This is a genomic window from Flavobacterium sp., assembly GCF_044348915.1.
Taxonomy (GTDB): Bacteria; Bacteroidota; Bacteroidia; order Flavobacteriales; family Flavobacteriaceae; genus Flavobacterium.
The window spans coordinates 28,533-54,510 of sequence record NZ_JBIKRX010000011.1; the positions used below are offsets into that span (position 1 = coordinate 28,533).

Below are 25,978 nucleotides of genomic sequence, written 5' to 3' on the forward strand. Positions count from 1 at the left end.
CGTATTAAACTACATCTTAATAACATGCTGATGCATCGCATCTAGCACGTCCACTTCGAATGAATCAAGGTAGATGTTAGTTATCTTGTTCCCGTATTCATGTCCTAGAGACTCAGCCACTAATTCATTGGAATAACCCATTCGCTTAGCTATGGTGGCAAATGAATGTCTGGATGTGTAAGTCTGTATAGAATTCAACAACCCACATTCAGCCGAAAGCTTCTTCAAATATTTATTGGTGGTCTTGATGCATTGCTGAATGATTCTTTTAGCTCTAATGCTGTCTTCTGTAACACCATTTGGAATAATTGGCAGTAGATAATTACTCCCAGGAGCACGCATCTGATTTATTATAGATTCTGCCTCAGGAAACAGCTTTACACTATAGTTTTTGTGTGTTTTTCTTCGCTTGTATTCAATCCTTCCATCGATGATGTTTGAATGCTTTAAATAAGCTAGATCGGTGAAAGAGATTCCACGCAAAAAGAAGCTCAACATGAAGTAATTTAAAGACTTCCAACAGGTTGAATTCTTCTCTACGTGAATTTGTAATAGCTTGGCAATATCATCCTTTAAAATAGCTCTTTTTGCTGTCTTTTCACTCTTGATACTGATGTCATGGAATGGATAAAATGACCTATCAACCACCTTCATCTTAATAGCCTTATTGTAGATAGCTCGAATGGATCTAAAATAGTTTGACACGCTGTTTATTTTGAGTCCTGAGGTGGTCAAATGATAGCTAAATTGGTCTAAGAGCTTGTAATTAACCTCTTCGAAAGAAACATCCTTCCCACAATAAGTAATAAGTCTGTTTACTGCAGTTTGATAGACCAATGCATTCCCCACTCTGTTAGCTTCCATCATTTGCTGAATTATTTTATCAGCAAATACTTGGAAAGTTTCAGGAGCTTCATCTTGTGGCTTTCCAGAGAGCATTGCTTTGAGCTTCTCAATCGAAAATTCATCATCAAGAGTAAGAATAGCTTGTTCGATTTTGAAATAGTGCTTTGAGAGTTTGATGTTAAGAAGTTTGGAGTTTGGGTGTGACTTTACCACTTGTCCCTTTTTTTCATCCCAATAATTCTGTTGGAGCGATACACCAGAATTAAAGGTGTACACTTTCTTAAAATCAGTTATTCTAAAGATGATGTTGAATGTACCATCAGATTTTGCTCTTCGAAGGTCTAAAAGCGTCTTAATATTTGCCATAAAAGATGATTTATGGTCTTGGTCTGCCATTTTGTGCAAACTATGTGCAAACTATTAAAACAAAAAAGACCTCACAGGATTGTGAAGTCTTTAAATTGTTGTGGTCCCACTTGGAATCGAACCAAGCACCTACTGATTATGAGTCAGTTGCTCTAACCGAATGAGCTATAGGACCATTTATGCGGTTGCAAAAATAGTACTATTTTATATTTATTGCAACTATTTTTGAAGTAGATTGTTTAATCCTTCAAATAAATAGTTTTTTAAAATTGGAACCGATTGATTATTAGATTTTTTCTACCTCAAAAAAAAGAGAGAAATTATCTAATTTCTTGGCATAACTCAATCAAAACGCCATTTGTGCTTTTTGGATGCAAAAAAACAACTAATTTGTTATCCGCTCCTTTTTTTGGAATTTCATTCAAAACGACAAAGCCTTCATTTTTTAATCGAATCACTTCTGAAAAAATGTCCTCTACATCAAAAGCAATGTGGTGAATTCCTTCTCCTTTTTTTGCAATAAACTTTGCAATAGGGCTTTCGGGATTTGTTGCTTCAAGAAGTTCAATTTTATTTGGACCACAAAAAAAAAAGCTGTCTTTACACCCTCAGATGCCACCTCTTCTTCTTTGTATGCAGGCGCTCCAAATAATTTTTCGTAAATTTTTGAAGTCTCGTTTAAATTGGAAACTGCAATTCCAATATGTTCAATTTTTCTCATTATTTGATTTTTTAGGCCCGTAGTTAAATTTGCATAAACTATATGTAAATATAAATAAAATTAAAGCTTAGATAAAGCATTTTAATCGCTAAAAATCTAAACTTTAATGTATAAATCTTTTACGGCTGAAAAAATTTGTATTTTTGCACCATGGAAACAAATAGACAGAAAAAAATAGGAGGCGTTATTCAAAAAGATTTGGTCGACATCCTTCAAGGTGAAGTGAGAAAAAACGGAGTGACCAATTTGATCATATCGGTATCTAAGGTAAGCGTAACCACCGACTTATCGGTGGCGACCGTATATCTAAGCATCTTTCCACAAGAAAAAGCACAAGAAACTCTAGTAGGAATAAAAGCTAATTCTAAATTAATCAAACACGATTTGTCTCAACGCGTGCGCCTGCAATTGCGTAAAGTTCCGAATTTAGTTTTCTTTTTAGATGACTCATTAGATTATATTGAAAAAATAGATAATGCACTTTCAAACAAAGAAAATCCAATTGAAAACCGCGATCTTTTAGACAAACGCAGATTTCAATAAAAATTGAATTTCTCCTTATACATAGCCAAACGTTATATTTTTAGTAGCAGTAAAAACAACGCTATCAATATCATCAATCGAATTGCCAGTATGGGAATCATCGTGGGCGCGATGGCTTTATTTGTTGTTTTATCTGTCTTTAGCGGATTGAAAGTTTTTAGCCTTTCGTTTTCTAATGATATTGATCCCGATTTAAAAGCAACAAGCACATTAGGAAAATCTTTTCTCATCTCTCCAGCCCAAGAAACCGAAATAAAGAACATCGAAGGCATTGCTTCTTATAGCAAAATAATAGAAGAGCGCGTTTTATTTACTTTCGATGGCAAACAAGAAGTTACTTATCTGAAAGGAGTAGACGCCGATTACAACAAAGTAAGCACCATAAAAAAAACTCTTTATAATGGTGAATGGCTAAAAACGAACACTTACGAAGTAGTTGTAGGTTATGGAATTGCAAATACCTTTTCGATGGGATTGCTGGATTACAACAATTCACTCGAAGTTTTAGTTCCAAAACCCGGAAAAGGCGCTATCGAAAATCCAGAAGATGCCTTTAATGAAATAGCCGTTATCCCTGTTGGTATTTATGCCATCAGCGAAGATTTGGATTCTAAATATGTTTTTGCCGATTTAGGTTTGGCCCAAGAATTATTAGAATACAAACCCAACCAGATTTCAGGACTAGAAATCAAAATGGTAAAAGATGCCGATGAAAAAGCTATTATCAGTAAACTTCAAACCATTTTCAAAAACAAAATCACTGTTAAAAATAGGGCTCAACTCAACGAATCTCTGTACAAAATGTTGAATACCGAAAATCTTGCAGTTTATTTGATTTTTACTTTGGTGATTGTAATCGCGCTTTTCAATCTCATTGGTGCTTTGATAATGATGATTTTGGATAAAAAAGCAAATTTGAAAACCTTATTAAACCTAGGAACAGAAATCAAGGATTTACGTAAAATATTTCTGTTGCAAGGCACCTTATTGAGTGCTTTTGGCGGAATTATTGGCTTAGTCTTAGGAATTGCAATTGTGTTATTACAACAACACTTCGAATTGATAATGATTACACCAACTCTAGCATATCCTGTAGTTTTTTCTATCGAAAATGTATTGATTGTCTTGGCAACTATCATCACTCTTGGCTTCATCGCTTCATTAATTGCAAGTAGCCGAGTGAGTACTAAGTTATTAGATTAGCCGACTTGGAATCATTTTTATACCACCTCATACCCTGAATACGCCTCTTCAATCTCATTCAAATGAGCAAATAATTCTTCTGGTTTGTCGAGAGTTACTAGCTTTTGTCTAAAGGTTTTAAACGAATGAATTCCTTTAAAATAATTAGTGTAATGCGGGCGGGTTTCTACAATTCCGAGTCGTTCCCCTTTCCAATCCATTGCCCAGGTTAGGTGATTGCGAACGGCTTCCACTCTATCGGCAACTGTTGGTTTTGCTAAATGTTCTCCTGTATTGAAGTAATGTTTGATTTCATTGAAAATCCAAGGATAACCAATAGCAGCACGACCAATCATAATTCCGTCGATACCGTATTCATTTTTATATTGCAATGCTTTTTCAGGTGAATCGATATCACCATTTCCGAAAATAGGCATCGTAATTCTGGGATTATTTTTCACTCGGGCAATGTGTGACCAATCCGAATGACCTTTGTACATTTGAGCACGAGTTCTGGCGTGAATGCTCAAGGCAGCAACACCAATGTCCTGCAAACGCTCAGCAACCTCATCGATATTGATAGAAGTATCGTCCCAACCCAAACGTGTTTTTACAGTAACAGGTAAATGTGTGCTATCGATAACAGCTTGCGTCAAGCGAATCATTAAATCGACATCTTTCAGAACTCCTGCTCCTGCTCCTTTGCAAACGACTTTCTTAACAGGACAACCGAAATTAATATCAATAATATCCGGATTTACCGTAGAAACTATTTTAGAACTGAGCGCCATCGCTTCTTCATCTCCGCCAAAAATCTGAATTCCAACTGGGCGTTCGTAATCGAAAATATCTAGTTTCATTCGGCTTTTGATGGCGTCGCGAATTAATCCCTCAGAGGAAATAAACTCGGAATACATCAAGTCGGCTCCGTGTTGCTTGCATAATCTTCGAAATGGCGGATCGCTCACATCTTCCATAGGTGCAAGAAGTAACGGAAAATCAGGAAGTTCTATGTTGCCAATCTTTATCAAGAGAATATTTTTTGCAAAGATAGATTTTTTAGATGAAAAGACGATAACACAACTATAAACCGAGTAGTTTGTTATGGATGGACTTTGAAACTGCTGAATTTAAACTATATTTGCAGATTAATTGCGTGAGGGATAGCAGCGGCATCCTTTTGTGGAGCGATAGCGCAACAAAAGATATAGCGGATAGCCCGACCCTTGTGGTCACGCCAAAAAAATTGACACAAACAAAGAATGAAAAACATACGAAATTTTTGCATTATTGCACACATTGATCACGGAAAAAGCACCCTAGCCGACAGACTTCTTGGCGCTACACAAACCGTTACGGCTCGTGAGGAAAAAGCCCAATTGCTAGACAATATGGACCTGGAACGCGAACGTGGGATTACCATAAAAAGTCACGCCATCCAGATGGAATATACTTACAAAGGTGAGGATTATATCCTGAATTTGATTGATACTCCGGGACACGTGGATTTTTCGTATGAAGTTTCCCGTTCAATTGCGGCTTGTGAAGGAGCGCTTTTGATTGTTGATGCCGCTCAAAGTATTCAGGCACAAACGATTTCGAATTTATATTTGGCTCTTGAAAATGATTTAGAAATTATTCCAGTTTTGAATAAAGTAGATTTGCCAAGTGCTAATCCTGATGAAGTTAGCGATGACATTGTTGATTTATTGGGTTGCAAACTAGATGAAATTATTCACGCTTCTGGTAAAACAGGTTTGGGTGTTGAGAATATTTTGGCAGCCATTATCGAAAGAATTCCTCCTCCAAAAGGGAATATTGACGAGCCTTTACAAGCCTTGATTTTTGATTCGCATTACAATCCGTTTCGTGGTATTGAAGTAATTTTCCGTGTGAAAAATGGACAAATCAAGAAAGGTCAGAAAATAAAATTTATGGCCACCGACAATGAATATTTTGCTGACGAAGTTGGTACCTTGAAATTGAATCAGGTGCCTAAAAATGTTATTTCTGCAGGAGATGTTGGTTATTTAATTTCTGGTATTAAAGAAGCAAAAGAAGTAAAAGTGGGTGATACCATCACCGATGCCAAAACTCCGACCACCAATATGATTCACGGTTTCGAAGATGTGAAACCTATGGTGTTTGCGGGAATTTATCCCGTTGATACTGATGACTATGAAGAGTTGCGAAATTCTATGGAAAAACTTCAGTTGAATGATGCTTCGCTGGTATTTTTACCTGAAAGTTCGGCTGCTTTAGGCTTTGGTTTCCGTTGCGGATTCTTAGGGATGTTGCATATGGAAATCATTCAGGAACGATTGGAACGTGAATTCGATATGACCGTAATTACTACTGTTCCCAACGTTTCCTATTTGGCTTATACCAAAAAAGATCCCGAAACTCCTTTTGTAGTAAATAATCCTTCCGACTTGCCGGAACCTTCGCGTTTAGACAGAGTTGAAGAACCTTATATCAAAGCAACCATCATCACAAAATCGGATTTTGTGGGTAATGTGATGTCTTTGTGTATCGAAAAACGTGGCGTAATAACCAATCAAACCTACTTGACTACTGAGCGAGTTGAATTGAATTTCGATATGCCATTGGCTGAGATTGTATTCGATTTTTATGATCGTTTGAAAACGGTTTCCAAAGGATATGCTTCGTTTGACTATTCGCCTATTGGAATGCGAACCTCGAAATTAGTGAAACTTGATGTGCTATTAAATTCGCAATCTGTTGATGCGCTTTCGGCATTAATTCACGAAAGCAACGCTTATGATATCGGGAAAAAAATGTGTGAGAAATTGCGCCAATTGATCCCTAGACAACAATTTGATATTCCGATTCAAGCGGCTATTGGAGCAAAAATCATTGCTCGTGAAACCATCAAAGCATTACGTAAAGACGTTACTGCCAAATGTTATGGTGGAGATATCTCGCGTAAACGTAAATTGCTGGAAAAGCAGAAAAAAGGTAAAAAACGCATGAGACTGGTTGGAAATGTTGAGATTCCGCAAGAAGCGTTTATGGCTGTTTTGAAGTTGAATGATTAGAAAAAGTGTCATTATCGGATTGTAAAAGTTTTTATCTTAATTCAAAAAGATGGATTTTATCAAACTTGAAACTCAGTTAAAAGAAAGGTTGAATTTTTCATATTATTGGGGTAGAAAACAATCGAACGAATGGGATACTAAAACAAATTTCATTTATACGACCTATACTTTCGAAAAATTAGTTGAGATTACCGCCCATTTTACTAGTGATGAAAAGAATTATGCCTTCAATCGATGGTATAATTTCTGGTCGGCTATGGCTGTAGAAAAACTATTTTCTTTGCATAAAAAGGTAGTTCCAAACTTGAATAAATATGACAAACTAGTCGATTTTTCTATTGACACTATTTCCTTTGACCACAAAACATCGGTATTCCCAAAAGGGTTTAATCAATCATTTGAATTTGCCAAACAAAACCCTTCAGACCTGATCACTTGGCTGTATTTGAACCAAAGTCAAGACGGAAGAAAGCATCTAGAAAACAGATTGTTTGTAGTTTTGTACGATAAAAATGGTGATCATTGGAAATTGAAATCTGAAATAGGATTAATAAAAGAACAAATCGATAATTATGTCGAGCATTTCGACGAAAAGCACCTTTTTTCTGTAACCATAGAGAACAAAAAAATCATATCCGATATTATTTGGATAGAAAAAGAATAATGAACTATATAGGCTCAAAACAAAAACTTTCATCCTTTATTTCATCTGCCGTACATTCGGTTGTGGGTGATGATTTATCTCAAAAAACATTTTGTGATTTATTCGCTGGGACTGGAATTGTGGGCCGCAACTTCAAAAAAGACGTCAAAAAAGTAATTAGTAATGACTTAGAATACTACAGCTTTGTCTTGAATAAAAATTATATCGAAAACCACGAACCTATCGATTATCATTCAGTCATTTCAGAATTGAATGAATTAGAAGGCGTCGAAGGATTTGTTTTTAATGAATATTCTGAAAACGGAACATCCGAAAGATTGTATTTTTCTGAGAATAACGGAAAAAAAATTGATGCCATCCGCCAGAAAATTGAATATTGGAAAGCATCAAATCAAATTAATTCGAATCTCTATTATTTCCTTTTAGCTTCCTTACTCGAAAGTGCTGATAAGGTTGCGAATACGGCTTCGGTTTATGGTGCTTACTTGAAACACATTAAAAAATCGGCACAAAAACAATTGATTTTGGAACCTGCATTATTTGAAATCAACGAAAACAAACACGAGGTTTATAATGAGGATAGTAACGCTTTAATTAAAAAAATAGAAGGCGATATTTTGTATTTAGACCCACCTTACAATGCTCGTCAATACGGATCTAACTATCATATCCTGAATACCATAGCCCAATACGATTCCTTTATTCCAAAAGGAAAAACTGGTTTGCGGGAGTACAACAGATCCAATTATTGCAGCAAGGCTAATGTGAAAAAATCATTTGAATATTTAATAAAAAATGCTGCTTTTAAATATACTTTTTTAAGTTACAACAACGAAGGATTGATGTCTGAAGAAGAAATAAGAAGCATAATGTCAAAATATGGCAACTATGATTTGGCGACAACAGAGTACCAAAGATTCAAAGCCGACAAAACCGAAAACCGGAATCATATTGCCAACAGCACTACCGAATTTTTGCATATTTTAGAAAAAAAATAAGACACTAATAATTTGTCAAGATACAGTGTCAAAAGCCTTCGTATCTTTATAAAACTCAATAAAAAACTACAATGATAGAAGATAAATCACCGCAACGAACCAGTATAGCTCAACTTGGAGAATTTGGTCTGATAGACCATTTGACTAAAAACTTTCAAATTAACCAATCTTCTACTTTAAAAGGAATTGGAGATGATGCAGCTGTTTTGGATTTCAAAGACAAAAAAGTAGTAGTTTCGACAGATATTTTGGTCGAGGGCGTTCATTTCGATTTAAGTTATATGCCTTTAAAACACTTAGGTTATAAAGCCGTCGTGGTCAATGTGTCTGACATTTGCGCCATGAATGCGAAAGCGACGCAAATACTAGTTACCCTAGCTGTTTCTAACCGTTTCCCGCTGGAAGCTTTAGAGGAGCTATTCGAAGGAATTACACTCGCTGCCAATGAATATAAAGTAGATGTTGTTGGTGGCGATACCACTTCCTCTCAAAAAGGAATGATTATCAGCATAACTGTTATTGGCGAAGCAGACGAAAATGAACTTGTGTATAGAAACGGAGCTGGTCAAACCGATTTACTAGTTGTAACCGGCGATATTGGCGCAGCTTATATGGGGTTGCAAGTTTTGGAACGTGAGAAACAAGTTTTTCAGGTAAACCCCAATTCGCAACCCGATTTGGATGGATACGCTTATTTAATTGAGCGCCAACTGAAACCAGAGGCTCGCAAAGACGTTCGTACTTTGCTACATGCCTTAGAAATAAAACCAACTGCAATGATTGACATTTCGGATGGATTGTCGTCTGAAATTATGCATTTGTGCAAACAATCGAAAGTAGGTTGTAATTTATACGAAGACAAATTGCCACTTGATCCCCAATTTATGAATGTTTGTGAAGAATTTAATTTAGACGCTACGACCGTAGCCATCAATGGTGGCGAAGATTATGAATTACTTTTCACCATTAAAATGGAAGATTTTGAAAAAATAAAAGGAAATCCAAACTTCACGATTATTGGCCATATGACTCAAGAAAGCGAAGGAATCCATTTGGTAACTCGTGCTAACACTCGAATTCCGCTTAAAGCTCGTGGCTGGAATGCTTTGAGTGAAGAATAAAACACAAAAAAACGGCACGTATAAGGTGCCGTTTTCTATTTAATTATGGTAAGGCTTAAAACAACAAACCTCTGTCTTTAGCTACTTTCACCAATTCAAGATCAGTCTCATTTTCGATACCTAAAATTTTCTTTAGATTCATTTTCCTTTTTTCAATTGCGCTTAAAGAAATAGGAACATATTGCGGAATATCTTTCGTTTTCGTTCCTTTAGATAAATGAAAAAGAATTTGTTTGTCGAAAAGATCGATTTCAATCGCTTCTAGTTCTGAAACATCTAGCATTTTCTGAATGGATTGACTATAATAAGTTTCATTATTGATGACCTTATTAAAACCAAAAAGAAGCTCATCGAATGTTAAATCATTTTTTATAACTAACCCAAGTGGATTTATAGCTTCTATTATTGTCCTGATTTTTAGCAATTCGGTATACATCGTAAGCAAAATAATTTTGCAATTGGGCATGTATTCATTCAGTAGCTTTGCTAAATCTTCTCCAGAAAAAATACCTTTTTCATCATAGGAAGGCATACTAATATCCAAAAAAGCAATGTCAAAAGCCCTAGTCTCGGGGTTTGTTATCACATTATAGCCAGATTCACAATCTTTTGCCTCTGTAATAAAAAACTCATATTCCTTTGGATTGTATCTTGTAATTGCGTTTTTATACCCTTGAATAATAAATGGGTGATCATCTACAATTAATATGTTGTTTTTTATTGTTACTAATTCAGCAGTTGAATCCATTGTCTTTGTATTGTAATTTATGATTTTTTAATGGGTACAGAAACCGTAATTTTTGTTCCTTCTCCTTTTTTTGATTGTATTTCAAAAGTTCCTTCGCATTCATTTATTCTAGAAAGCATATTCTGCAAGCCAATTCCCTTTTTCTTCTTATTTACATTAAATCCGACTCCATCATCACTAATATATAAAAACAAATTGTCAACATCTTTTCTAAATTCTATTTTAATGTTTTTAGCATTAGCATACTTATTGATGTTTTGAATGGATTCCTGAACGACACGATATAAATTAATTTTGATCGCGTTACTCATTATATCCCATTTTATTGTAGAATCAATAGACGAAACCAATTTTGCCTTGAAGGTCTTTTTTTGCTCTTCTAAAAGATTATCTACAATGGCTACGAAGTTATTAATTAAATCCGATTTTTCTTTACTTAAATCATGTGAAATTTCACGAATATCTTGTTCAATATTTTTCAATTCCGTTAAGTAGCTGTCTCTCTGCTCGGAAGCATGTTCATCATGGAATTTATTCAAGCTGTCCAAATTCATTCGAACCCCAAACATCCTACCCAAAACACCGTCATGCAATTCTTGAGCCACACGTTTTTTTTCAATCACTCTTATGGTTTCCACATCGTTTTGTTGCGAAATCATTAAATTATAGATTTCCTCATTGGCTTTTTGTTGTTCCTGCTTGTACAAAAGCTCCCTATTTTTCGCCTTTTGCGCCTTAATGATATACATAAACATTCCTAAAATCAATATAGAACCAAAAATATAAACCAAATTCCGGTTTTGAACCGTTAAATCCGTGTTTTCTTGTTTGATTTCGTCCGTTTCATACTCAATGCGTGAGAATTTTTCTGCTGTTTTTCGGTCTGCTTTTTGCAAACTATCATTGATGCGAATGTATTCCTTGTTGTATTCCGTTGCTTTTTGCGGTTCTATAATCGCTAATTGTTTAAGAGGTAGCAAATAATTTCTTTTATTTTTTGAATTTTCAGCGGTTTTCATCGCTCCATTTGCAAACTCCAAAGCTTTAACTCTATCCCCTCGAGCGGCAAAAAACTCTGATAAACGTATTTGATTAACAATAATTCCAGAGGTTAACTTCAAACTATCTCTTATCCGTAAAGATTCATAAAAAAGATCAGGCAATCCTTGTTCTTGTTTTAACTTAAAACGAGAATAGCCCAAATTATCTTTCAACATTGCATACAAAGGTGGTTTGTACAATAATAAGTCTTGTTTTTGTTTAAGTCCTTCCTCAAAATACGGGATAGCTTGTTTGTCTTTGTTTAGATTTTGATACACCAATCCCAAATTATTCAAAGAAGTGGCTCTGGACTGAAATTCTACAGGGGTGGGATTTTTTTCTAAACCTTGCAAAGCTTTGTTGTGGTATTCTACAGCTTTGGTATACTCTCCGAGCTCATTATAAACTAAGCCTAAAAGATTATTAGATTCATAAAGAATATCATTAGCTTTCTCTCCCTTGATTGCCTTTAATGCTTTAAATACGGATATTTCGCTTCCCAAATAGTCACTTTCGGCATATTGTAACAACGCAATATTTAATCGAGTTCGTGCTTCATTGTATTTTTCGATAAGATTATTATACATCTTCTCAGATTTATAATAGTTTACATAAGCAGAATCCGAAACGCCTTGTGCTCCATAATAATCCCCTAAGTAGCTATAGGCTTTGGCGATACTCAAGCTATCCTTGCCAATAGTCGCCTTTTCTAAAACTATATTGGCTATTTCACGATATTTATTCCAATCGTTTAAGTTGTAATAGCGATTAGCGATTCGAAAAAGATTAGCTCTATGCAGTGAATCGTTGTCTTGCTCTATGACAATAGTAAATGCTTTTTGGATGTATTCTCGCCTTTTTTTTGTTGTGGCGCCAAAATCATTCGCTTTGGTAAGATAGCTCGAAAGACTATCTTCTGAGGAAACAGTATTTGAATCGGCTGAACTCTTCTTAGTGCAAGCAAGAATTGTCAGTAATATAAATAATATTATGTAGAGGCTATTTTTCAATTAGTCTTGTTGAATTGCGTCAAAAATACTAAATAAAACGAATGAACATAAAAAAGGCTATCAAATATTTGATAGCCTTTGAATATATTATACAAACGAAGATAAATATCAGCAAAAAAAGTAAAATAAATTAGTCTAATCTTACGTTTCCTCCAGCCATTCCAGAACCCGAAGCATCTAGTCTTACATTTCCTCCAGCCATTCCTGACCCAGAAGCATCTAATCTTACATTTCCTCCAGCCATTCCTGATCCAGAAGCATCTAGTCTTACGTTTCCTCCAGCCATTCCTGACCCAGAAGCATCTAATCTTACATTTCCTCCAGCCATTCCTGACCCAGAAGCGTTTATTTTAGTTTCCGGCGTTGTGAAAGAGGTTAATATCATTACCAATGTTAATAGTCCGATTGTTAAAAATGATTTTTTCATAATATGGGGTTTTTATATTGTTATTTCGGTTTTACTTAAGTTGTGTGTCCAATGACTACCATTGAATCACGGTGTAAAACTACATAGCATATCTCGAAAATCGCAGCAAAAATGGGCGTTTGTGGTAGAACACGCTCGTTTGATAGTGAATGGCCCTCAAATCTGGGTGGATGAATATTTCCTAGATTTCCAAATAATTGCCATTGGCAAAATCGGAGATAATGGCATCAATGTTTTCCTTATAAGATTTAGAAAACGGTATTTTAGTAGTGGTGTTTTTGATGTAACAAACGGCATTTCCGGTATGAATCCTCGAAATGTAATTGCTATTCACTATATAACTGTTATGAATTCTTGCAAACGGAGCGGATAAAATGCCCTCAAAATGTTTCAATGTTTTGAAAGCGGTAACCATTTCACCGTTATTCAAGTGAATATCCGTTGAGTTATTATCGGCTTGGAAATAACAAATATCTCTAGCGTCGATATAGCGGTAATCGCCGTAAGATTTGATACATAAAATAAGTGGTTGTTCTGAACTCGGAAGCCGCTGTTCTATTGTTTTTTCAGTTGCCGATTCTACGGTAAGTCTGGGTGCTTTTTCGAGAACCTGATTTGGAACAAGATAAGCTTCGTCATCTCCAATTGCTTTTTTTAATTTTAGAAGTGATTTCACCAAATCGATTCGTTGAACGGGCTTGATCAAATAATCGGCTACCTCATATTGAATAGCTTCAAAAGCTAATTCTTTTGTAGAGGTTGTAATAATGATTTTAGGAATAACCTTCAGATACCGATACAATTCATTGATTAGAGCCAATGATAAGTTAGTCGTTTTATCTTCTGGATCAATTTCGAGGAAAATTAGTTTTGGATTGTGTTCGAGAATTAGATTTAAACCATCCGTGTAGTTATTGGCCGAAGCTGCAAAGACAAGCTCCGAAAAACCCTCAGCAATTGCCTTAGTTTTCAAAACACTTTCTTGATCGTCGTCAATAATAATGTACGGGTAATTCATCAATGTTTTGTCCTAATTCGTTAGGCATAACATTAGACTTTCGAAGTTAACACTTCAAATTATTAAGTAATTTGGTAGTTTTGGGGAAACTAGTGCAATAGAATCTCTTGTTTTTTCTTAAAAAAATCCTATTTAACAAGCTAAAAATAAACATTTACCTCATTTTTCATATAAGTTGTTAATATATTATTAACAAATGTTAACACAAAGAGATGAAGTGCAAATAAATCCGATGAAATACACAAAATATTTTATTAAACATTTAACGTATAAGATGTTGTATTCCAAATTTAAAATACTTTTTAAGCAGTAATGCCTTATTTTTTTCTTATTTTTGAAAATAAAAAATTTAGAAAAATGAAAAAAATAATTGCAATTGCTTGTTTATCCCTTTTCGCTTTTGGTTATAGCCAAGATAAAACTGATTTTCCTAAAAACGAAATTAAAGGAAATGCCCTTATGTTAGTTGCTGGGGCATTTGAAGTCACTTACGAACGAATACTCAATGAAGAATCTGGCGTTGGTATTTCCCTTTTTGTGCCGTATGATAATGAAATAGATACAAAATTTTCCTTGACTCCTTATTATCGATTTTATTTTGGAAAAAAAACAGCCGCAGGATTTTTTGCGGAGGGTTTTGGAATGATTGACTCTTATACTCAAGAAGCTTCTGATGGAGATTTTTTCACAACTTATGTTGGTCCAGAAAAGAATATTACCGATTTTGCTCTTGGATTTGGATTAGGAGGAAAATGGATAACGAGAAAAGGGTTTGTCTTTGAAATAAATGCTGGTATTGGCCGTAATTTATTCAATAGTAACGGAACCGATCACGAATTTGTAGGCAGAGGTGGAATTACTCTTGGCTACAGATTTTAAATCATTAAAAAAGGCTTCTCAATTTAAGAAGCCTTTTTTAATAAACGAATGATGTTATTACATCTTCATCAACCAATTTTTCATCGAAACTTCATTTTCAATGATTGATTTCAAGTCAGCAATAGCCACGCGATCTTGTTTCATTGAATCTCTGTGACGAATGGTTACCGTTTGATCTTCGACAGTTTGGTGATCTACTGTGATACAGAATGGAGTCCCCAACGCATCTTGTCTTCTGTAACGACGACCTACAGCATCTTTCTCATCATAAGCCACATTGAAATCCCAACGTAAATCATCAATGATTTTATGAGCGATTTCTGGCAATCCGTCTTTTTTAACCAAGGGTAAAATTGCCGCTTTTGTTGGTGCCAAAACTGATGGTAATTTTAAAACTGTTCTCGTTGAACCGTCTTCTAATGTTTCTTCTTTTAATGAAGTAGAAAAAATAGCCAAGAACATTCTATCCAAACCAACAGAAGTCTCTACGACATAAGGAACATAGTTTTGATTCAATTCAGCATCGAAATACTGTAATTTTCTTCCCGAAAATTGCTCGTGCGCTTTCAAATCAAAATCGGTACGCGAATGAATTCCTTCCAATTCTTTGAAACCAAAAGGGAAATTAAACTCAATATCAGCTGCTGCATTGGCGTAATGAGCTAATTTTTCGTGATCGTGGAAACGATAATTTTCTTTTCCTAAACCAAGAGACAAATGCCAGTTCAAACGAGTTGTTTTCCAATGCTCGTACCATTGCATTTCTTCGCCAGGACGCACAAAAAATTGCATTTCCATTTGTTCAAACTCCCGCATACGGAAAATGAATTGTCTGGCTACGATTTCGTTTCTAAATGCTTTACCTGTTTGAGCAATACCGAAAGGAACCTTCATTCGTCCTGATTTTTGAACATTCAAGAAGTTTACAAAAATACCTTGAGCCGTTTCTGGACGCAAATATAAATCCATTGCTGTATCTGCAGAAGCTCCTAATTTTGTACCAAACATCAAGTTGAATTGACGCACTTCGGTCCAATTTCTAGAACCTGATTCTGGACAAGCAATTTCTAATTCTTCGATTAAGGCTTTTACATCTTCTAGATCTCCCGAGCCTAAAGAACGACCCATTCTTTCCAGAATTTCTCTTTCTTTAGCCAGATATTCAACTACTCTTGCATTGGTGGTGATAAATTCTTGTTCATTGAAAGCCTCTCCAAAACGAGTTTTCGCTTTTTCGATTTCTTTTTTTGCTTTTAGATTCAGCTTTTCGGCATAATCTTCAATCAAAACATCGGCTCTGTATCTTCTTTTGGAATCTTTGTTGTCAATTAATGGATCGTTGAAAGCATCTACGTGACCTGAAGCTTTCCAAGTCGTTGGGTGCATCAAAATCGCGGCGTCGAGTCCAACAATGTTATCGTTCATTTGAACCATTGCCTTCCACCAATATTCGCGTATGTTCTTTTTTAATTCTACTCCGTTTTGTGCATAATCATAGACTGCACTTAAACCATCGTAAATTTCGCTTGACGGAAAAATAAATCCGTATTCTTTTGCATGCGAAACTACATTCTTAAATAAATCTTCTTGTTTTGCCATAGTGGTGCAAAAATATAAAAAGTGAACTTAAAAAAAGAAACATTTCCGAAGTTTGAAGCCAAGATTTTGCTATTTTTATGAAAATTTGGCGTTTTTATGTTTCAAACCCTAATCAATCTATTTTTTCCAGCCGTTTGTGCAGGTTGTCATTCGTTTTTACTATCGAATGAAAACGTGATTTGTACCATTTGCCGACACAATATTCCACTGACCAATCATCATTTGAATCCAGAAAATGAAGCCGTTAAAAAGTTTTATGGTCGAATTCCGGTCGAACACACATCAGCATTATTGTATTTTCATAAAAAAGGAATCGTTCAGGAATTAATTCACAATTTGAAATACAAAGGACAAGAAGAAATTGGCACTGTTCTGGGAGAATGGTATGCCGAAGATTTGAAAAATTTGGAAATAATACAATCCGTCGATGAAATCATTCCCGTGCCGTTACACAAAAGAAAACTTCGGGAAAGAGGTTACAACCAAGTAACTAATTTTGGCACAGCGCTTTCAACTGGTTTAAATATTCCTTACAACCACGATTTATTAGTTCGGAACATTTATTCGAAAACCCAGTCCAAAAAAAACTTATTGAATAGAAGCGAAGGCATCGACGCTGTTTTTGATGTTACCTTTACCGAAAAAGACTACAACAAACATTTCTTGCTTATTGATGATGTGATTACCACTGGCTCAACACTTGATGCTTGTTCGCACGCCTTGATGAAAATTCCTGGAGCAAGAATTAGTATAGTTTGTATGGCGATGGCGCATTCTTGATTAGTTGTTTAAAGTAAAATTCAATCTGAAATGCGGATGTTTTTAGCCCAGATGGATAAATTGCTCTCGCAATTACCTTTTTCTTTTTCCTTTAAAAAGAAAAAGATACAGTGTAGAGCTGGAAATAGCTCCCAATAAAAATTTAAAACATTTCATTTACAGCGAATATAATTGTTATTTTGTGTCTTCTAAAAATTGATTCATTATGTTGAAAAACAACTCTAGATATTTTCTATTTCTATTCGTATTATTTATGGTAAGTTGCGCCAAGAGAGGCAGCATCACTGGCGGTTTGAAAGATACGCTTGCTCCAGTTTTGAAATCGAGTTATCCCAAAAATTTTAGCACCGACTTTAAAGGAACCGAAATCAAATTGACTTTTGACGAATTTGTCAAGTTAAAAGATATAAAGAAGCAGTTAATTATTTCGCCGCCAATGAAGAACGAACCCCTTATTTTACCCACGACTGCAAGTAAAACAATTACCGTGAAAATTAACGACACTTTGCAACCCAATACTACTTATAGTTTCAATTTTGGGCAAAGTATAGAAGACAACAACGAAGGAAACCCTTATAATCAGTTTAAATATGTGTTTTCTACCGGAAGTATTATCGATTCGTTATCTATTTCGGGAACGGTAAAAGATGCGTACACTAAAGATGTAGAATCCTTTGTTTCGGTGATGCTATATGAGGTAAATGACAAATATACTGATTCCGTGGTTTACAAAGAATACCCACGGTATATTACAAATACGTTGGACAGTTTGAAAACTTTTAAATTAGAAAATTTAAAAGCAGGCAACTACCTAATTGTCGCGATGAAAGATTACGGTTCTAATAACAAATTCAATCCTAACAAGGATAAAATTGGTTTTAATAAACAATTTATAACCGTGCCAACGGACTCGCTATTTGAGTTGAAATTATTTAAAGAAGTGCCTCCATTTAAAGCCCAAAAGCCTTATCAAGCCTCCGGAAATAAAATTGTGCTTCCTTATGAAGGAAAAGCAAAGGGAATTAAATTGGCATTGAAAAATAACACTACCGATTTACCCACAATAATCACTCAATTCCCTAAAAAGGATTCGATTCAAATATGGTTCAAACCCTTGAAAACAGATTCTCTTTCTTTGGCGGTTTCGAAGGGCAACTACAGTAAGAATTTTAGTTTTAAAGTTAAAGAACAGAAAAAAGACAGCTTAAATATCGGCACTTTGCAAAATAGCGATTCTGGTTTTAGGGATAAATTTACTTTAGAAAGTGCGACGCCATTGACTAAAATTGACAATTCCAAAATAAAACTCATTACAAAAGATTCAACAGCTGTGGTGTTTACCACTAAATATGATGAATTTACACAACGTCTTCAATTTGATTTCAAGAAAGATTTTGAAGAAAACTATACCATACAATTGATGCCCGGCGCATTGATTGATTATTTAGACCAATCCAACAAAGCCTTAACATTCAAGTTGAGCACTAAAAGCCAAGCAGATTTTGGGAATCTAAAAGTGAATTTACAAAACGTGAAAAGATTTCCTGTTTTAGTGCAATTGACTAATAAAACAGGGGAGGTTTTAGCTACGGAATACAGCGAAAGTAAAACAATAGTGGAATTTAATTTGATTGACCCTGCGCTTTTTTCGCTTAGGGCGATTTACGACGACAACAAAAACAAGGAATGGGATACAGGAAATTACTTGGAGAAACGTCAAGCAGAAGAAGTAATCTATTTTTCGAAAGAAATAGATGTCCGTGCCAATTGGGATGTGGAACAAGTTTTTGATTTGAGTATTCCTTACAGTCCCGAACCTATTAAGAAAGTTAAACCCAAGAAAGACGTAAAAAAAAAATCTAGATCAAGTTTTTAGGTTAAAGAAATCTCTGTCGTTCAGGAATCCTAGTTTGTTCCTGGTTTCGAGCAATTTTTCTTTGTCTAATTCTACAATGAAAATTCCGTCGGTTTCTTGTGGTTCCAGCAGATAATTTCCTAGAAAATCGACTGCTTGTGCGTGTCCATTGTATTCATAATTATTGTCATCTAAGCCAATTCTATTTACCCCAATAGTATAACACATATTCTCGACTGCGCGTGCTTTGAGCAAAATATCCCAAGCATTGACGCGAGGCTTCGGCCAATTGGCAACATAAAATAAAAGATCATAATTTTCGACATTTCGCGCAAAAACAGGAAAACGCAAATCGTAACAAATAAGTGGACAAATTTTCCAACCCAGATAATCTACAATCAATTTTTCATTGCCTGAAGTATAGACTTTGTCTTCGCCAGCCAAGGTAAATAAATGTCTTTTGTCATAAAACTGAACTTCCCCCGATGGAAAAACAAAAACCAATCTATTGTAGAAATTATCATTTTCTTTGATAATTAAACTGCCTGTAATGGCGCTATTTTTGGCTTTTGCTAGAGATTGAAGCAAGAGTACTGTTTCGCCTTGCATTGATTCAGCGACAGATTGAGGGTTCATTGTGAAACCTGTAGTAAACATTTCAGGAAGCACAATCAAATCTACTTGTTCGGTAATAGCATTAATTTTTTCTTCGAAATGATTTCGATTGGCAATTGGGTTTTCCCAAAATAAAGAAGATTGGATGAGTGCGATTTTCATTTTATAAAATTACTAAAAAATGGCGCACAGATAACACGGATCAAACAGATTTATACGGACTTGAAATCAGTTTTATTCTAAAATATTCAAAGCAATAAATAAGAATTGGAAACGAAACAAAAACAATCCAAATTACAGATTGTCTACTTATAATTTGGAATTCATAATTAAACCAAAACAAAGACGCCGAAAAGACTAAACAAAATAAAGAATACCAAACACTAACTTGATTTTCAGAAAATCTTTCAATATGATCTTTTTTTAAAACTTTGCGACGACGAGAAGTCTGAAATATACGTTCACCTTTATCCGGCAAAAATCCTAAAATCATATTAATATTTTGAGCAATATAGATTGCGGAAATGCCTAATAAAAAATATTGAACAAAAACGAAAACACCTTCTTGAAATGATAAAGCATCACTTATTTCTCCGTTTTTAAAAATACTAATAATGTAGTCTAATGCCAATAGAATCATTACTAAAGAACTCCAGAGACTCAACAAAAAACGATTTGTCTTGGAGAGCGGACTTTTTGTAAAAGCATTTATAATAGAAAACAATGTAAAAAGAATTATAATAAAGAAAAACACATAGATAATCTTTGCATAAATATAAACTCTTGAAAAATCTACCAACCAATAAATAATGGCAATAGAATGTAATAGTGTAACTCCTTCTGTTAATTGTGGAATTATCAAGATTCTGTTTTTTTTAAATTTAACTAAAAATGCCAATATAAAACACAACAAAAAAGCATAGGTTATAAAAAATATTTCGTGTTCGACCTTAAGGCTAGCCTTATGGATCATAATGAAAACAAAAAAAGTGCCCCCAAGTGCAATTACAAAATTTTCAATTAGTGGCCTCCAAGTGCCATACAATCTTTTGCCTTGGAAAATAAGACCCAGAATTAAAGGGAAAAAATTCCACTGGTTTAGCCTTACAAGGAGATATAATACATATAGAATAAGAGGGATTATAAAAAACCCAACTACAGCGTAAAGCATCTTATGACCGCTGTCGTTGTTGTCAAATATACTTTTATGGTTCATTTAATTTTGTGAAAAATATTACAGTCTAAATATAACCGTTTTATCTTATAAAAGCCAACAATTAAATAGACAAAAAAAACGCATCCAAATTAATGAATGCGTATTTTTGTAGTATTCAAACCTCATAGGTTTTCAAAACCTATGAGGTTTAGTTTTTATTTCAAACTTGCAGAAAGATATTCTCTGTTCATACGAGCGATGTTTTCCAAAGAAATTCCTTTTGGACATTCAATTTCGCAAGCTCCAGTGTTGGTACAGTTTCCGAAACCTTCTAAATCCATTTGACGTACCATATTCAGTACACGGTCAGTCGCTTCAATTTGTCCTTGTGGTAATAACGCATATTGAGATACTTTTGCTCCAACAAATAACATAGCTGAGCCATTTTTACAAGTAGCTACACAAGCGCCACAACCGATACAAGCAGCTGCTTCAAAAGCTTTGTCTGCATCATTTTTGTTAATTAGAGTTGCATTCGCATCGATAGTGTTTCCGGAAGTGTTTACCGATACGAATCCACCTGCTTGCTGAATTCTTTCGAATGAAGATCTGTCTACTACTAAGTCTTTAATCACTGGGAAAGCAACACTTCTCCAAGGCTCAATCACGATGGTATCTCCATCATTGAACATTCTCATGTGCAATTGACAAGTTGTGATTCCTGTGTCTGGACCGTGTGCACGTCCGTTGATGTATAAAGAGCACATTCCGCAAATACCTTCACGACAGTCGTGGTCAAATGCGATTGGCTCTTTTCTTTCGTTTACTAATTGTTCGTTCAATTGGTCTAACATTTCCAAAAACGAACTGGCCGTAGAAACATCATTCAATTTGTATGTTTCCATTTTCCCTTTTGCTTTAGCATTTTTCTGACGCCAAATATTAAGGGTTATATTGATATTTTTTGCTGCGCTCATAATTTTTTTATTTGTAATTTCTTGCGGCTATTTTGATAAATTCGTAATTCAATTCTTCTTTATGAAGCTCTTCTTTACTGATGTCATCGCCTTTGTATTCCCATGCACCAACAAATTTAAAGTTTACGTCATCACGAAGTGTTTCTCCTTCTGCATCTTGATATTCTTCACGGAAGTGACCTCCACAAGATTCATTTCTTTGTAAAGCATCGATGGCCATCAATTGTCCTAATTCGATAAAATCAGCTACACGCAGTGCTTTTTCTAATTCTGGATTCAATTCGTCTGCGCTTCCAGGAACATAAACATCTTTCAAAAATTCTGCTTTCAAAGCTGCAATTTCTGAAATGGCTTCTGTTAAACCTTTCTCAGTACGTCCCATTCCAACTTTATTCCACATAATCAAACCTAAACGTTTGTGGAAATGATCCACAGTTTTTGTTCCATTATTGTTTAAGAATTTATCGATAGAATCTTTAACACTCTTTTCGGCAGCTGCAAATTCTGGCGAATCAGTAGAGATTTTTCCAGTACGAATATCATCAGCTAAATAATCAGAAACCGTGTATGGCAATACAAAATATCCATCAGCCAAACCTTGCATCAAAGCCGAAGCTCCTAAACGATTTGCTCCGTGATCAGAAAAGTTTGCCTCTCCAGCAACGAAACAACCCGGAATTGTAGATTGTAAGTTATAATCAACCCAAACACCACCCATTGTATAGTGAACAGCCGGATAGATTTTCATTGGCGTTTCATAAGGATTCTCATCGGTGATTTTTTGGTACATAGTAAACAAGTTACCATATTTTTCTTCTAACCATTTTTTACCTAAAGTCACAATTTCTTCTTGTGAAGGATTGTGATTTCCTTTAGCGAAAGCGGCTTGTTTTCCTTTAGATTGAATCTCAGTAGAGAAATCCAAATAAACACCTTCGTTAGTATCGTTAGCTTCAATACCGTGACCTGCGTCACAAACTTCTTTCGCCGCTCTTGAAGAAATATCTCTAGGAGCTAAATTTCCGTATGATGGATATTTCCTCTCTAAATAGTAATCTCTATCTTCTTCGGCTATTTGTGAGGCTTTCAATTTTCCTTCACGAATGGCTGCTGCATCTTCTTTTTTCTTAGGAACCCAAATACGACCAGAGTTTCTCAATGACTCCGACATCAAAGTCAATTTAGATTGATTGGTTCCGTGAACTGGAATACAAGTAGGGTGAATTTGAACATAACAAGGATTTGCAAATAAAGCTCCTTGTTTGTGTACTTTCCAACCTGCAGTAACGTTCGATCCCATTGCATTGGTAGAAAGAAAATAAACGTTTCCGTAACCTCCGGTTGCAATAATTACAGCGTGAGCAGAATGTCTTTCTAATTCTCCGGTTACCAAGTTACGAGCAATGATTCCGCGAGCTTTACCATTTACCTTCACTAATTCCAACATTTCGTGGCGATTGTACATCTCTATTTTTCCTAGACCAATTTGTCTTGAAAGCGCAGAATAAGCACCTAATAACAACTGTTGTCCAGTTTGTCCTGCCGCGTAAAAAGTACGTTGCAATTGAGTACCACCAAAAGAGCGGTTATCCAAATATCCACCGTAATCACGTGCGAATGGAACTCCTTGAGCCACACATTGGTCGATGATATTTCCAGAAACTTCAGCTAAACGGTGTACGTTTGCCTCACGAGCTCTGTAATCTCCACCTTTGATTGTATCGTAAAACAAACGGTACGTACTATCACCATCATTTTGATAATTTTTTGCAGCATTGATTCCTCCTTGGGCAGCAATAGAGTGTGCACGACGTGGAGAATCTTGGTAGCAAAATGCTTTTACATTATAACCCATTTCAGCAAAAGAGGCTGCAGCAGAAGCACCTGCCAAACCTGTTCCTACTACGATAATGTCTATTTTTGGTCGGTTGTTTGGAGCAACTAACTTTAAGTGATCTTTATAATCAGTCCATTTTTGTGAAATGTGACCTTCTGGTATTTTAGAATCTAGTTTCATTATATAGATTGATATTAATTATTAAAAAAATGGTGAAATAATGCAATGAAAATAAATCCAACAGGAACTATTACCGCAAATGCATAACATATTCCATGCAATGATTTTCCAATTTTATTGTCAAATCCTATGGACTGCAAAGATGAAGTGAAACCGTGCCAAAGGTGAACTGATAATAAAACGAAGGCAATGCTATACAAACCTGTACGAACTGGACTTTCAAACTTAGCAACTAATTCGTGAAAATATCTTGTTTCATCAATCGCATTCCCTTCTACATATTTATACGCCATTTCGTGAAACCAAAAATCGTACATATGCAGTCCTAAAAAAGCCAACACCACCACCCCAGAAATAATCATATTTCTAGATGCCCAAGAAGCATTTGCAGCTCCGTTGTATTTCACATAGGCTACAGGTCTTGCGCTTCTGTTTTTCAACTCCAGAACGAAACCCATCACGAAGTGAAAAACTACTCCAGCGATTAAAACCGGTTGCATTACAAACTGGATTAACGGATTGTAACCCATAAAATGTGACATCGCATTAAATGAATCAGCGCTAAAAACGGAGACCATATTAATAAAAAAGTGAAGCGATAGAAACATAATCAAAAAAAGTCCTGAAAGCGCCATTGCCACTTTTTTAGCGATTGACGACTTCAATATTGCAGATTTTGCCATAAGTAATTTGAATATAATTTAATAAAAATTTACGCAAAAATAAAGGAAATTCAAGTGATGCACAACCTTTTTTCGTTATTTATAATTATTCTTTTTTTTTGAATTTCATATAAAAATTAAGCCGCTAACAACCATTAAATCAGTTAATAACTCGAAATTTACAAATAAACCTTTTTATGTTCCAAAGATTTAATTTTAATTTAATAATTGTTTAGTTTTATACTTGTGCAATTATTTTTAGCTAAAGCCCTTTTTTTCTTCCAAAGTTCCTACTTTTGAATACTTATAATTTATAGTTATATGAAATACCATCAAATCGACCGACAACTTTTTATAAAAAATCGCGCTAAATTCACAGCTCAAATGGTGCCAAATAGCGTGGCCGTTTTTAATTCTAATGACATCTATCCCGTTTCTGCCGATAGCACTTTGCCGTTTGCGCAGCACCGGGATATTTTCTATTTAAGCGGCGTGGATCAAGAAGAAAGCATTTTGTTGCTTTTCCCAGACGCACCTTATGAAAACCAAAAAGAAATGTTGTTTCTGAAAGAAACCAGCGAACACATCGCGATTTGGGAAGGCGAAAAACTGACCAAAGAACGCGCTTTCGAAGTCTCAGGAATCAAAACCGTGCATTGGTTGCAAGATTTTGAAAAAGTTTTATTCGAGCTAATGACGTATTCGGATACAATTTATATCAATACCAATGAGCATTACCGCGCCTCAGTCCAAACAGAAACCCGTGAAGCCCGTTTTGTAAAATGGTGGAAAGAGAAATATCCTGCGCATCAGGTTGCCAAAAGCAATCCTATTTTGCAACGCATTCGTTCTGTGAAAGAAACAGAAGAATTGGATTTAATTCAAAATGCCTGCGATATCACCGAAAAAGGTTTTAGAAGATTACTTCCTTTTGTAAAGCCAAACGTGATGGAATACGAAATCGAAGCCGAACTGATTCACGAATTCATTCGCAATCGTTCCAAAGGGTTTGCCTACACTCCAATTATTGCTTCGGGAAACAATGCCAATGTCTTACACTATATCGAAAACAACCAGCAATGTAAAGCGGGAGATTTGATTTTATTGGACGTAGCTGCCGAATATGCGAATTATTCAAGTGACTTAACCCGAACTATTCCTGTTTCTGGACGCTATAACGACAGACAAAAAGCAGTTTACAATGCTGTTCTTCGTGTAAAAAACGAAGCAACAAAAATGCTAACTCCAGGAACACTTTGGAAAGAATATCATTATGAAGTCGGCAAAGTAATGACTTCGGAATTGCTTGGGTTAGGGCTTATCGATAAAGCCGACGTGCAAAACGAAAATCCAGATTGGCCAGCCTACAAAAAATATTTTATGCACGGAACTTCCCACCATATGGGATTGGACACCCACGATTACGGAAAACTGACCGAACCGATGCAAGCCAATATGGTTTTTACAGTTGAGCCTGGAATCTACATTCCTGCCGAAGGTTTCGGAATCCGATTAGAAGACAATGTGGTGGTTCAAAAATCTGGAGAACCTTTCAATTTAATGCGAAACATCCCGATTGAGATTGAGGAAATTGAGAGTTTGATGAATATTTAAGTCATTCTTTTTATTGATTTTTTGAACCATTAATTAAGTTTTATTAAGAAGTTTTACAAATCTTGATTTTCTTAATTTCT

The 25,978-nt window shown here is 35.2% G+C and carries 22 protein-coding genes, 1 tRNA gene and 1 pseudogene; 10 read left to right on the forward strand and 14 right to left on the reverse strand.

The annotated features are described in order from the left end of the window. Positions 1–9 precede the first annotated feature (9 nt). The 3 genes and pseudogenes from ACIQ1E_RS03470 to ACIQ1E_RS03480 form a co-directional block, all read right to left on the reverse strand. Entirely contained in the window at positions 10–1,242 is a 1,233-nt protein-coding gene (locus ACIQ1E_RS03470) for a phage integrase SAM-like domain-containing protein (RefSeq protein ID WP_396168729.1), read from the reverse strand. A 71-nt stretch (positions 1,243–1,313) separates the two neighbouring features. Then, positions 1,314–1,387, reverse strand: a tRNA-Ile gene (locus ACIQ1E_RS03475). A gap of 223 nt (positions 1,388–1,610) precedes the next feature. Next, positions 1,611–1,933 (reverse strand): annotated as a pseudogene (locus tag ACIQ1E_RS03480) (VOC family protein); the annotation flags it as partial. A gap of 150 nt (positions 1,934–2,083) precedes the next feature. On the opposite strand from ACIQ1E_RS03480, the gene rbfA reads away from it, so the two are divergent. Together rbfA and ACIQ1E_RS03490 are read left to right on the forward strand one after the other, a co-directional pair. Next, positions 2,084–2,476: a 30S ribosome-binding factor RbfA gene (gene rbfA, locus ACIQ1E_RS03485; protein WP_396168731.1), complete on the forward strand. Its 393-nt coding sequence runs from the start codon at positions 2,084–2,086 to the stop codon at positions 2,474–2,476. 3 nt (positions 2,477–2,479) lie between these two features. After that, positions 2,480–3,679, forward strand: coding sequence for an ABC transporter permease (locus tag ACIQ1E_RS03490; RefSeq protein WP_396168732.1), 1,200 nt, complete (start codon positions 2,480–2,482; stop codon positions 3,677–3,679). A 17-nt stretch (positions 3,680–3,696) separates the two neighbouring features. Here the strand turns inward: ACIQ1E_RS03490 and dusB are convergent, their stop codons facing one another. Next, entirely contained in the window at positions 3,697–4,689 is a 993-nt protein-coding gene (dusB, locus tag ACIQ1E_RS03495; RefSeq protein ID WP_396168734.1) for a tRNA dihydrouridine synthase DusB, read from the reverse strand. A gap of 231 nt (positions 4,690–4,920) precedes the next feature. On the opposite strand from dusB, the gene lepA reads away from it, so the two are divergent. The 4 genes from lepA (at position 4,921) to thiL (ending at position 9,500) form a co-directional block, all read left to right on the forward strand. Beyond that, positions 4,921–6,717: a translation elongation factor 4 gene (lepA, locus tag ACIQ1E_RS03500; RefSeq protein ID WP_396168735.1), complete on the forward strand. Its 1,797-nt coding sequence runs from the start codon at positions 4,921–4,923 to the stop codon at positions 6,715–6,717. Between the two features lie 49 nt (positions 6,718–6,766). Then, positions 6,767–7,381 (forward strand): hypothetical protein, encoded by a 615-nt coding sequence (locus ACIQ1E_RS03505; protein WP_396168737.1) that lies wholly within the window; start codon positions 6,767–6,769, stop codon positions 7,379–7,381. Continuing rightward, on the forward strand, positions 7,381–8,379 hold the full coding sequence (locus ACIQ1E_RS03510; protein ID WP_396168738.1) for a DNA adenine methylase: 999 nt from the start codon (positions 7,381–7,383) through the stop codon (positions 8,377–8,379). Before ACIQ1E_RS03505 ends, ACIQ1E_RS03510 begins: the two co-directional genes overlap by 1 nt. A 71-nt stretch (positions 8,380–8,450) precedes the next feature. Then, entirely contained in the window at positions 8,451–9,500 is a 1,050-nt protein-coding gene (thiL, locus tag ACIQ1E_RS03515; RefSeq protein WP_396168739.1) for a thiamine-phosphate kinase, read from the forward strand. Positions 9,501–9,555: 55 nt separating this feature from the next. Here the strand turns inward: thiL and ACIQ1E_RS03520 are convergent, their stop codons facing one another. The 4 genes from ACIQ1E_RS03520 to ACIQ1E_RS03535 all read right to left on the reverse strand — a co-directional run bounded on the left by ACIQ1E_RS03520 (position 9,556) and on the right by ACIQ1E_RS03535 (position 13,744). After that, entirely contained in the window at positions 9,556–10,248 is a 693-nt protein-coding gene (locus ACIQ1E_RS03520; protein WP_396168741.1) for a response regulator, read from the reverse strand. Positions 10,249–10,265: 17 nt separating this feature from the next. Then, positions 10,266–12,299, reverse strand: coding sequence for a tetratricopeptide repeat protein (locus ACIQ1E_RS03525; protein ID WP_396168742.1), 2,034 nt, complete (start codon positions 12,297–12,299; stop codon positions 10,266–10,268). A 130-nt stretch (positions 12,300–12,429) separates the two neighbouring features. Further along, positions 12,430–12,726 (reverse strand): 3-oxoacyl-ACP reductase, encoded by a 297-nt coding sequence (locus ACIQ1E_RS03530; protein WP_396168743.1) that lies wholly within the window; start codon positions 12,724–12,726, stop codon positions 12,430–12,432. A 181-nt stretch (positions 12,727–12,907) separates the two neighbouring features. Next, positions 12,908–13,744: a LytR/AlgR family response regulator transcription factor gene (locus ACIQ1E_RS03535; protein ID WP_396168745.1), complete on the reverse strand. Its 837-nt coding sequence runs from the start codon at positions 13,742–13,744 to the stop codon at positions 12,908–12,910. 357 nt (positions 13,745–14,101) lie between these two features. Between ACIQ1E_RS03535 and ACIQ1E_RS03540 the strand changes: the two genes are divergently transcribed. Then, entirely contained in the window at positions 14,102–14,623 is a 522-nt protein-coding gene (locus ACIQ1E_RS03540; protein WP_396168746.1) for a DUF3575 domain-containing protein, read from the forward strand. Between the two features lie 57 nt (positions 14,624–14,680). Here ACIQ1E_RS03540 and ACIQ1E_RS03545 read toward each other — a convergent pair whose 3' ends face one another. Then, on the reverse strand, positions 14,681–16,222 hold the full coding sequence (locus ACIQ1E_RS03545; protein WP_396168747.1) for a glycine--tRNA ligase: 1,542 nt from the start codon (positions 16,220–16,222) through the stop codon (positions 14,681–14,683). Between the two features lie 96 nt (positions 16,223–16,318). Between ACIQ1E_RS03545 and ACIQ1E_RS03550 the strand changes: the two genes are divergently transcribed. Further along, positions 16,319–17,002, forward strand: a complete 684-nt coding sequence (locus ACIQ1E_RS03550) for a ComF family protein (protein WP_396168749.1) — start codon at positions 16,319–16,321, stop codon at positions 17,000–17,002. Between the two features lie 205 nt (positions 17,003–17,207). After that, entirely contained in the window at positions 17,208–18,878 is a 1,671-nt protein-coding gene (locus ACIQ1E_RS03555; protein ID WP_396168751.1) for an Ig-like domain-containing protein, read from the forward strand. Here the strand turns inward: ACIQ1E_RS03555 and ACIQ1E_RS03560 are convergent. The 5 genes from ACIQ1E_RS03560 to ACIQ1E_RS03580 all read right to left on the reverse strand — a co-directional run bounded on the left by ACIQ1E_RS03560 (position 18,867) and on the right by ACIQ1E_RS03580 (position 24,305). Further along, positions 18,867–19,634, reverse strand: a complete 768-nt coding sequence (locus ACIQ1E_RS03560; protein ID WP_396168752.1) for a nitrilase family protein — start codon at positions 19,632–19,634, stop codon at positions 18,867–18,869. The genes ACIQ1E_RS03555 and ACIQ1E_RS03560 overlap by 12 nt on opposite strands. A 40-nt stretch (positions 19,635–19,674) precedes the next feature. Beyond that, positions 19,675–20,688: a hypothetical protein gene (locus ACIQ1E_RS03565; protein ID WP_396168754.1), complete on the reverse strand. Its 1,014-nt coding sequence runs from the start codon at positions 20,686–20,688 to the stop codon at positions 19,675–19,677. Positions 20,689–20,843: 155 nt separating this feature from the next. Continuing rightward, the gene (locus ACIQ1E_RS03570) at positions 20,844–21,605 is read right to left on the reverse strand and encodes a succinate dehydrogenase/fumarate reductase iron-sulfur subunit (protein WP_396168755.1); all 762 of its coding nucleotides are present in this window, start codon (positions 21,603–21,605) and stop codon (positions 20,844–20,846) included. A 7-nt stretch (positions 21,606–21,612) separates the two neighbouring features. Next, positions 21,613–23,622 (reverse strand): fumarate reductase/succinate dehydrogenase flavoprotein subunit, encoded by a 2,010-nt coding sequence (locus tag ACIQ1E_RS03575; protein WP_396168757.1) that lies wholly within the window; start codon positions 23,620–23,622, stop codon positions 21,613–21,615. Positions 23,623–23,636: 14 nt separating this feature from the next. After that, entirely contained in the window at positions 23,637–24,305 is a 669-nt protein-coding gene (locus ACIQ1E_RS03580) for a succinate dehydrogenase cytochrome b subunit (RefSeq protein WP_396168759.1), read from the reverse strand. 300 nt (positions 24,306–24,605) lie between these two features. Between ACIQ1E_RS03580 and ACIQ1E_RS03585 the strand changes: the two genes are divergently transcribed. Further along, positions 24,606–25,898 (forward strand): aminopeptidase P family protein, encoded by a 1,293-nt coding sequence (locus ACIQ1E_RS03585; protein WP_396168761.1) that lies wholly within the window; start codon positions 24,606–24,608, stop codon positions 25,896–25,898. The last annotated feature ends 80 nt before the right edge of the window (positions 25,899–25,978 follow it).

Coding starts and splice junctions, on each gene's coding strand:
- ACIQ1E_RS03470 (WP_396168729.1), bottom strand. CDS start 1,242: ATGGCAGACCAAGACCATAAATCATCTTTTATGGCAAATATTAAGACG.
- rbfA (WP_396168731.1), top strand. CDS start 2,084: ATGGAAACAAATAGACAGAAAAAAATAGGAGGCGTTATTCAAAAAGAT.
- lepA (WP_396168735.1), top strand. CDS start 4,921: ATGAAAAACATACGAAATTTTTGCATTATTGCACACATTGATCACGGA.
- ACIQ1E_RS03505 (WP_396168737.1), top strand. CDS start 6,767: ATGGATTTTATCAAACTTGAAACTCAGTTAAAAGAAAGGTTGAATTTT.
- ACIQ1E_RS03510 (WP_396168738.1), top strand. CDS start 7,381: ATGAACTATATAGGCTCAAAACAAAAACTTTCATCCTTTATTTCATCT.
- thiL (WP_396168739.1), top strand. CDS start 8,451: ATGATAGAAGATAAATCACCGCAACGAACCAGTATAGCTCAACTTGGA.
- ACIQ1E_RS03520 (WP_396168741.1), bottom strand. CDS start 10,248: ATGGATTCAACTGCTGAATTAGTAACAATAAAAAACAACATATTAATT.
- ACIQ1E_RS03530 (WP_396168743.1), bottom strand. CDS start 12,726: ATGAAAAAATCATTTTTAACAATCGGACTATTAACATTGGTAATGATA.
- ACIQ1E_RS03535 (WP_396168745.1), bottom strand. CDS start 13,744: ATGAATTACCCGTACATTATTATTGACGACGATCAAGAAAGTGTTTTG.
- ACIQ1E_RS03540 (WP_396168746.1), top strand. CDS start 14,102: ATGAAAAAAATAATTGCAATTGCTTGTTTATCCCTTTTCGCTTTTGGT.
- ACIQ1E_RS03545 (WP_396168747.1), bottom strand. CDS start 16,222: ATGGCAAAACAAGAAGATTTATTTAAGAATGTAGTTTCGCATGCAAAA.
- ACIQ1E_RS03550 (WP_396168749.1), top strand. CDS start 16,319: ATGTTTCAAACCCTAATCAATCTATTTTTTCCAGCCGTTTGTGCAGGT.
- ACIQ1E_RS03555 (WP_396168751.1), top strand. CDS start 17,208: ATGTTGAAAAACAACTCTAGATATTTTCTATTTCTATTCGTATTATTT.
- ACIQ1E_RS03560 (WP_396168752.1), bottom strand. CDS start 19,634: ATGAAAATCGCACTCATCCAATCTTCTTTATTTTGGGAAAACCCAATT.
- ACIQ1E_RS03565 (WP_396168754.1), bottom strand. CDS start 20,688: ATGAACCATAAAAGTATATTTGACAACAACGACAGCGGTCATAAGATG.
- ACIQ1E_RS03570 (WP_396168755.1), bottom strand. CDS start 21,605: ATGAGCGCAGCAAAAAATATCAATATAACCCTTAATATTTGGCGTCAG.
- ACIQ1E_RS03575 (WP_396168757.1), bottom strand. CDS start 23,622: ATGAAACTAGATTCTAAAATACCAGAAGGTCACATTTCACAAAAATGG.
- ACIQ1E_RS03580 (WP_396168759.1), bottom strand. CDS start 24,305: ATGGCAAAATCTGCAATATTGAAGTCGTCAATCGCTAAAAAAGTGGCA.
- ACIQ1E_RS03585 (WP_396168761.1), top strand. CDS start 24,606: ATGAAATACCATCAAATCGACCGACAACTTTTTATAAAAAATCGCGCT.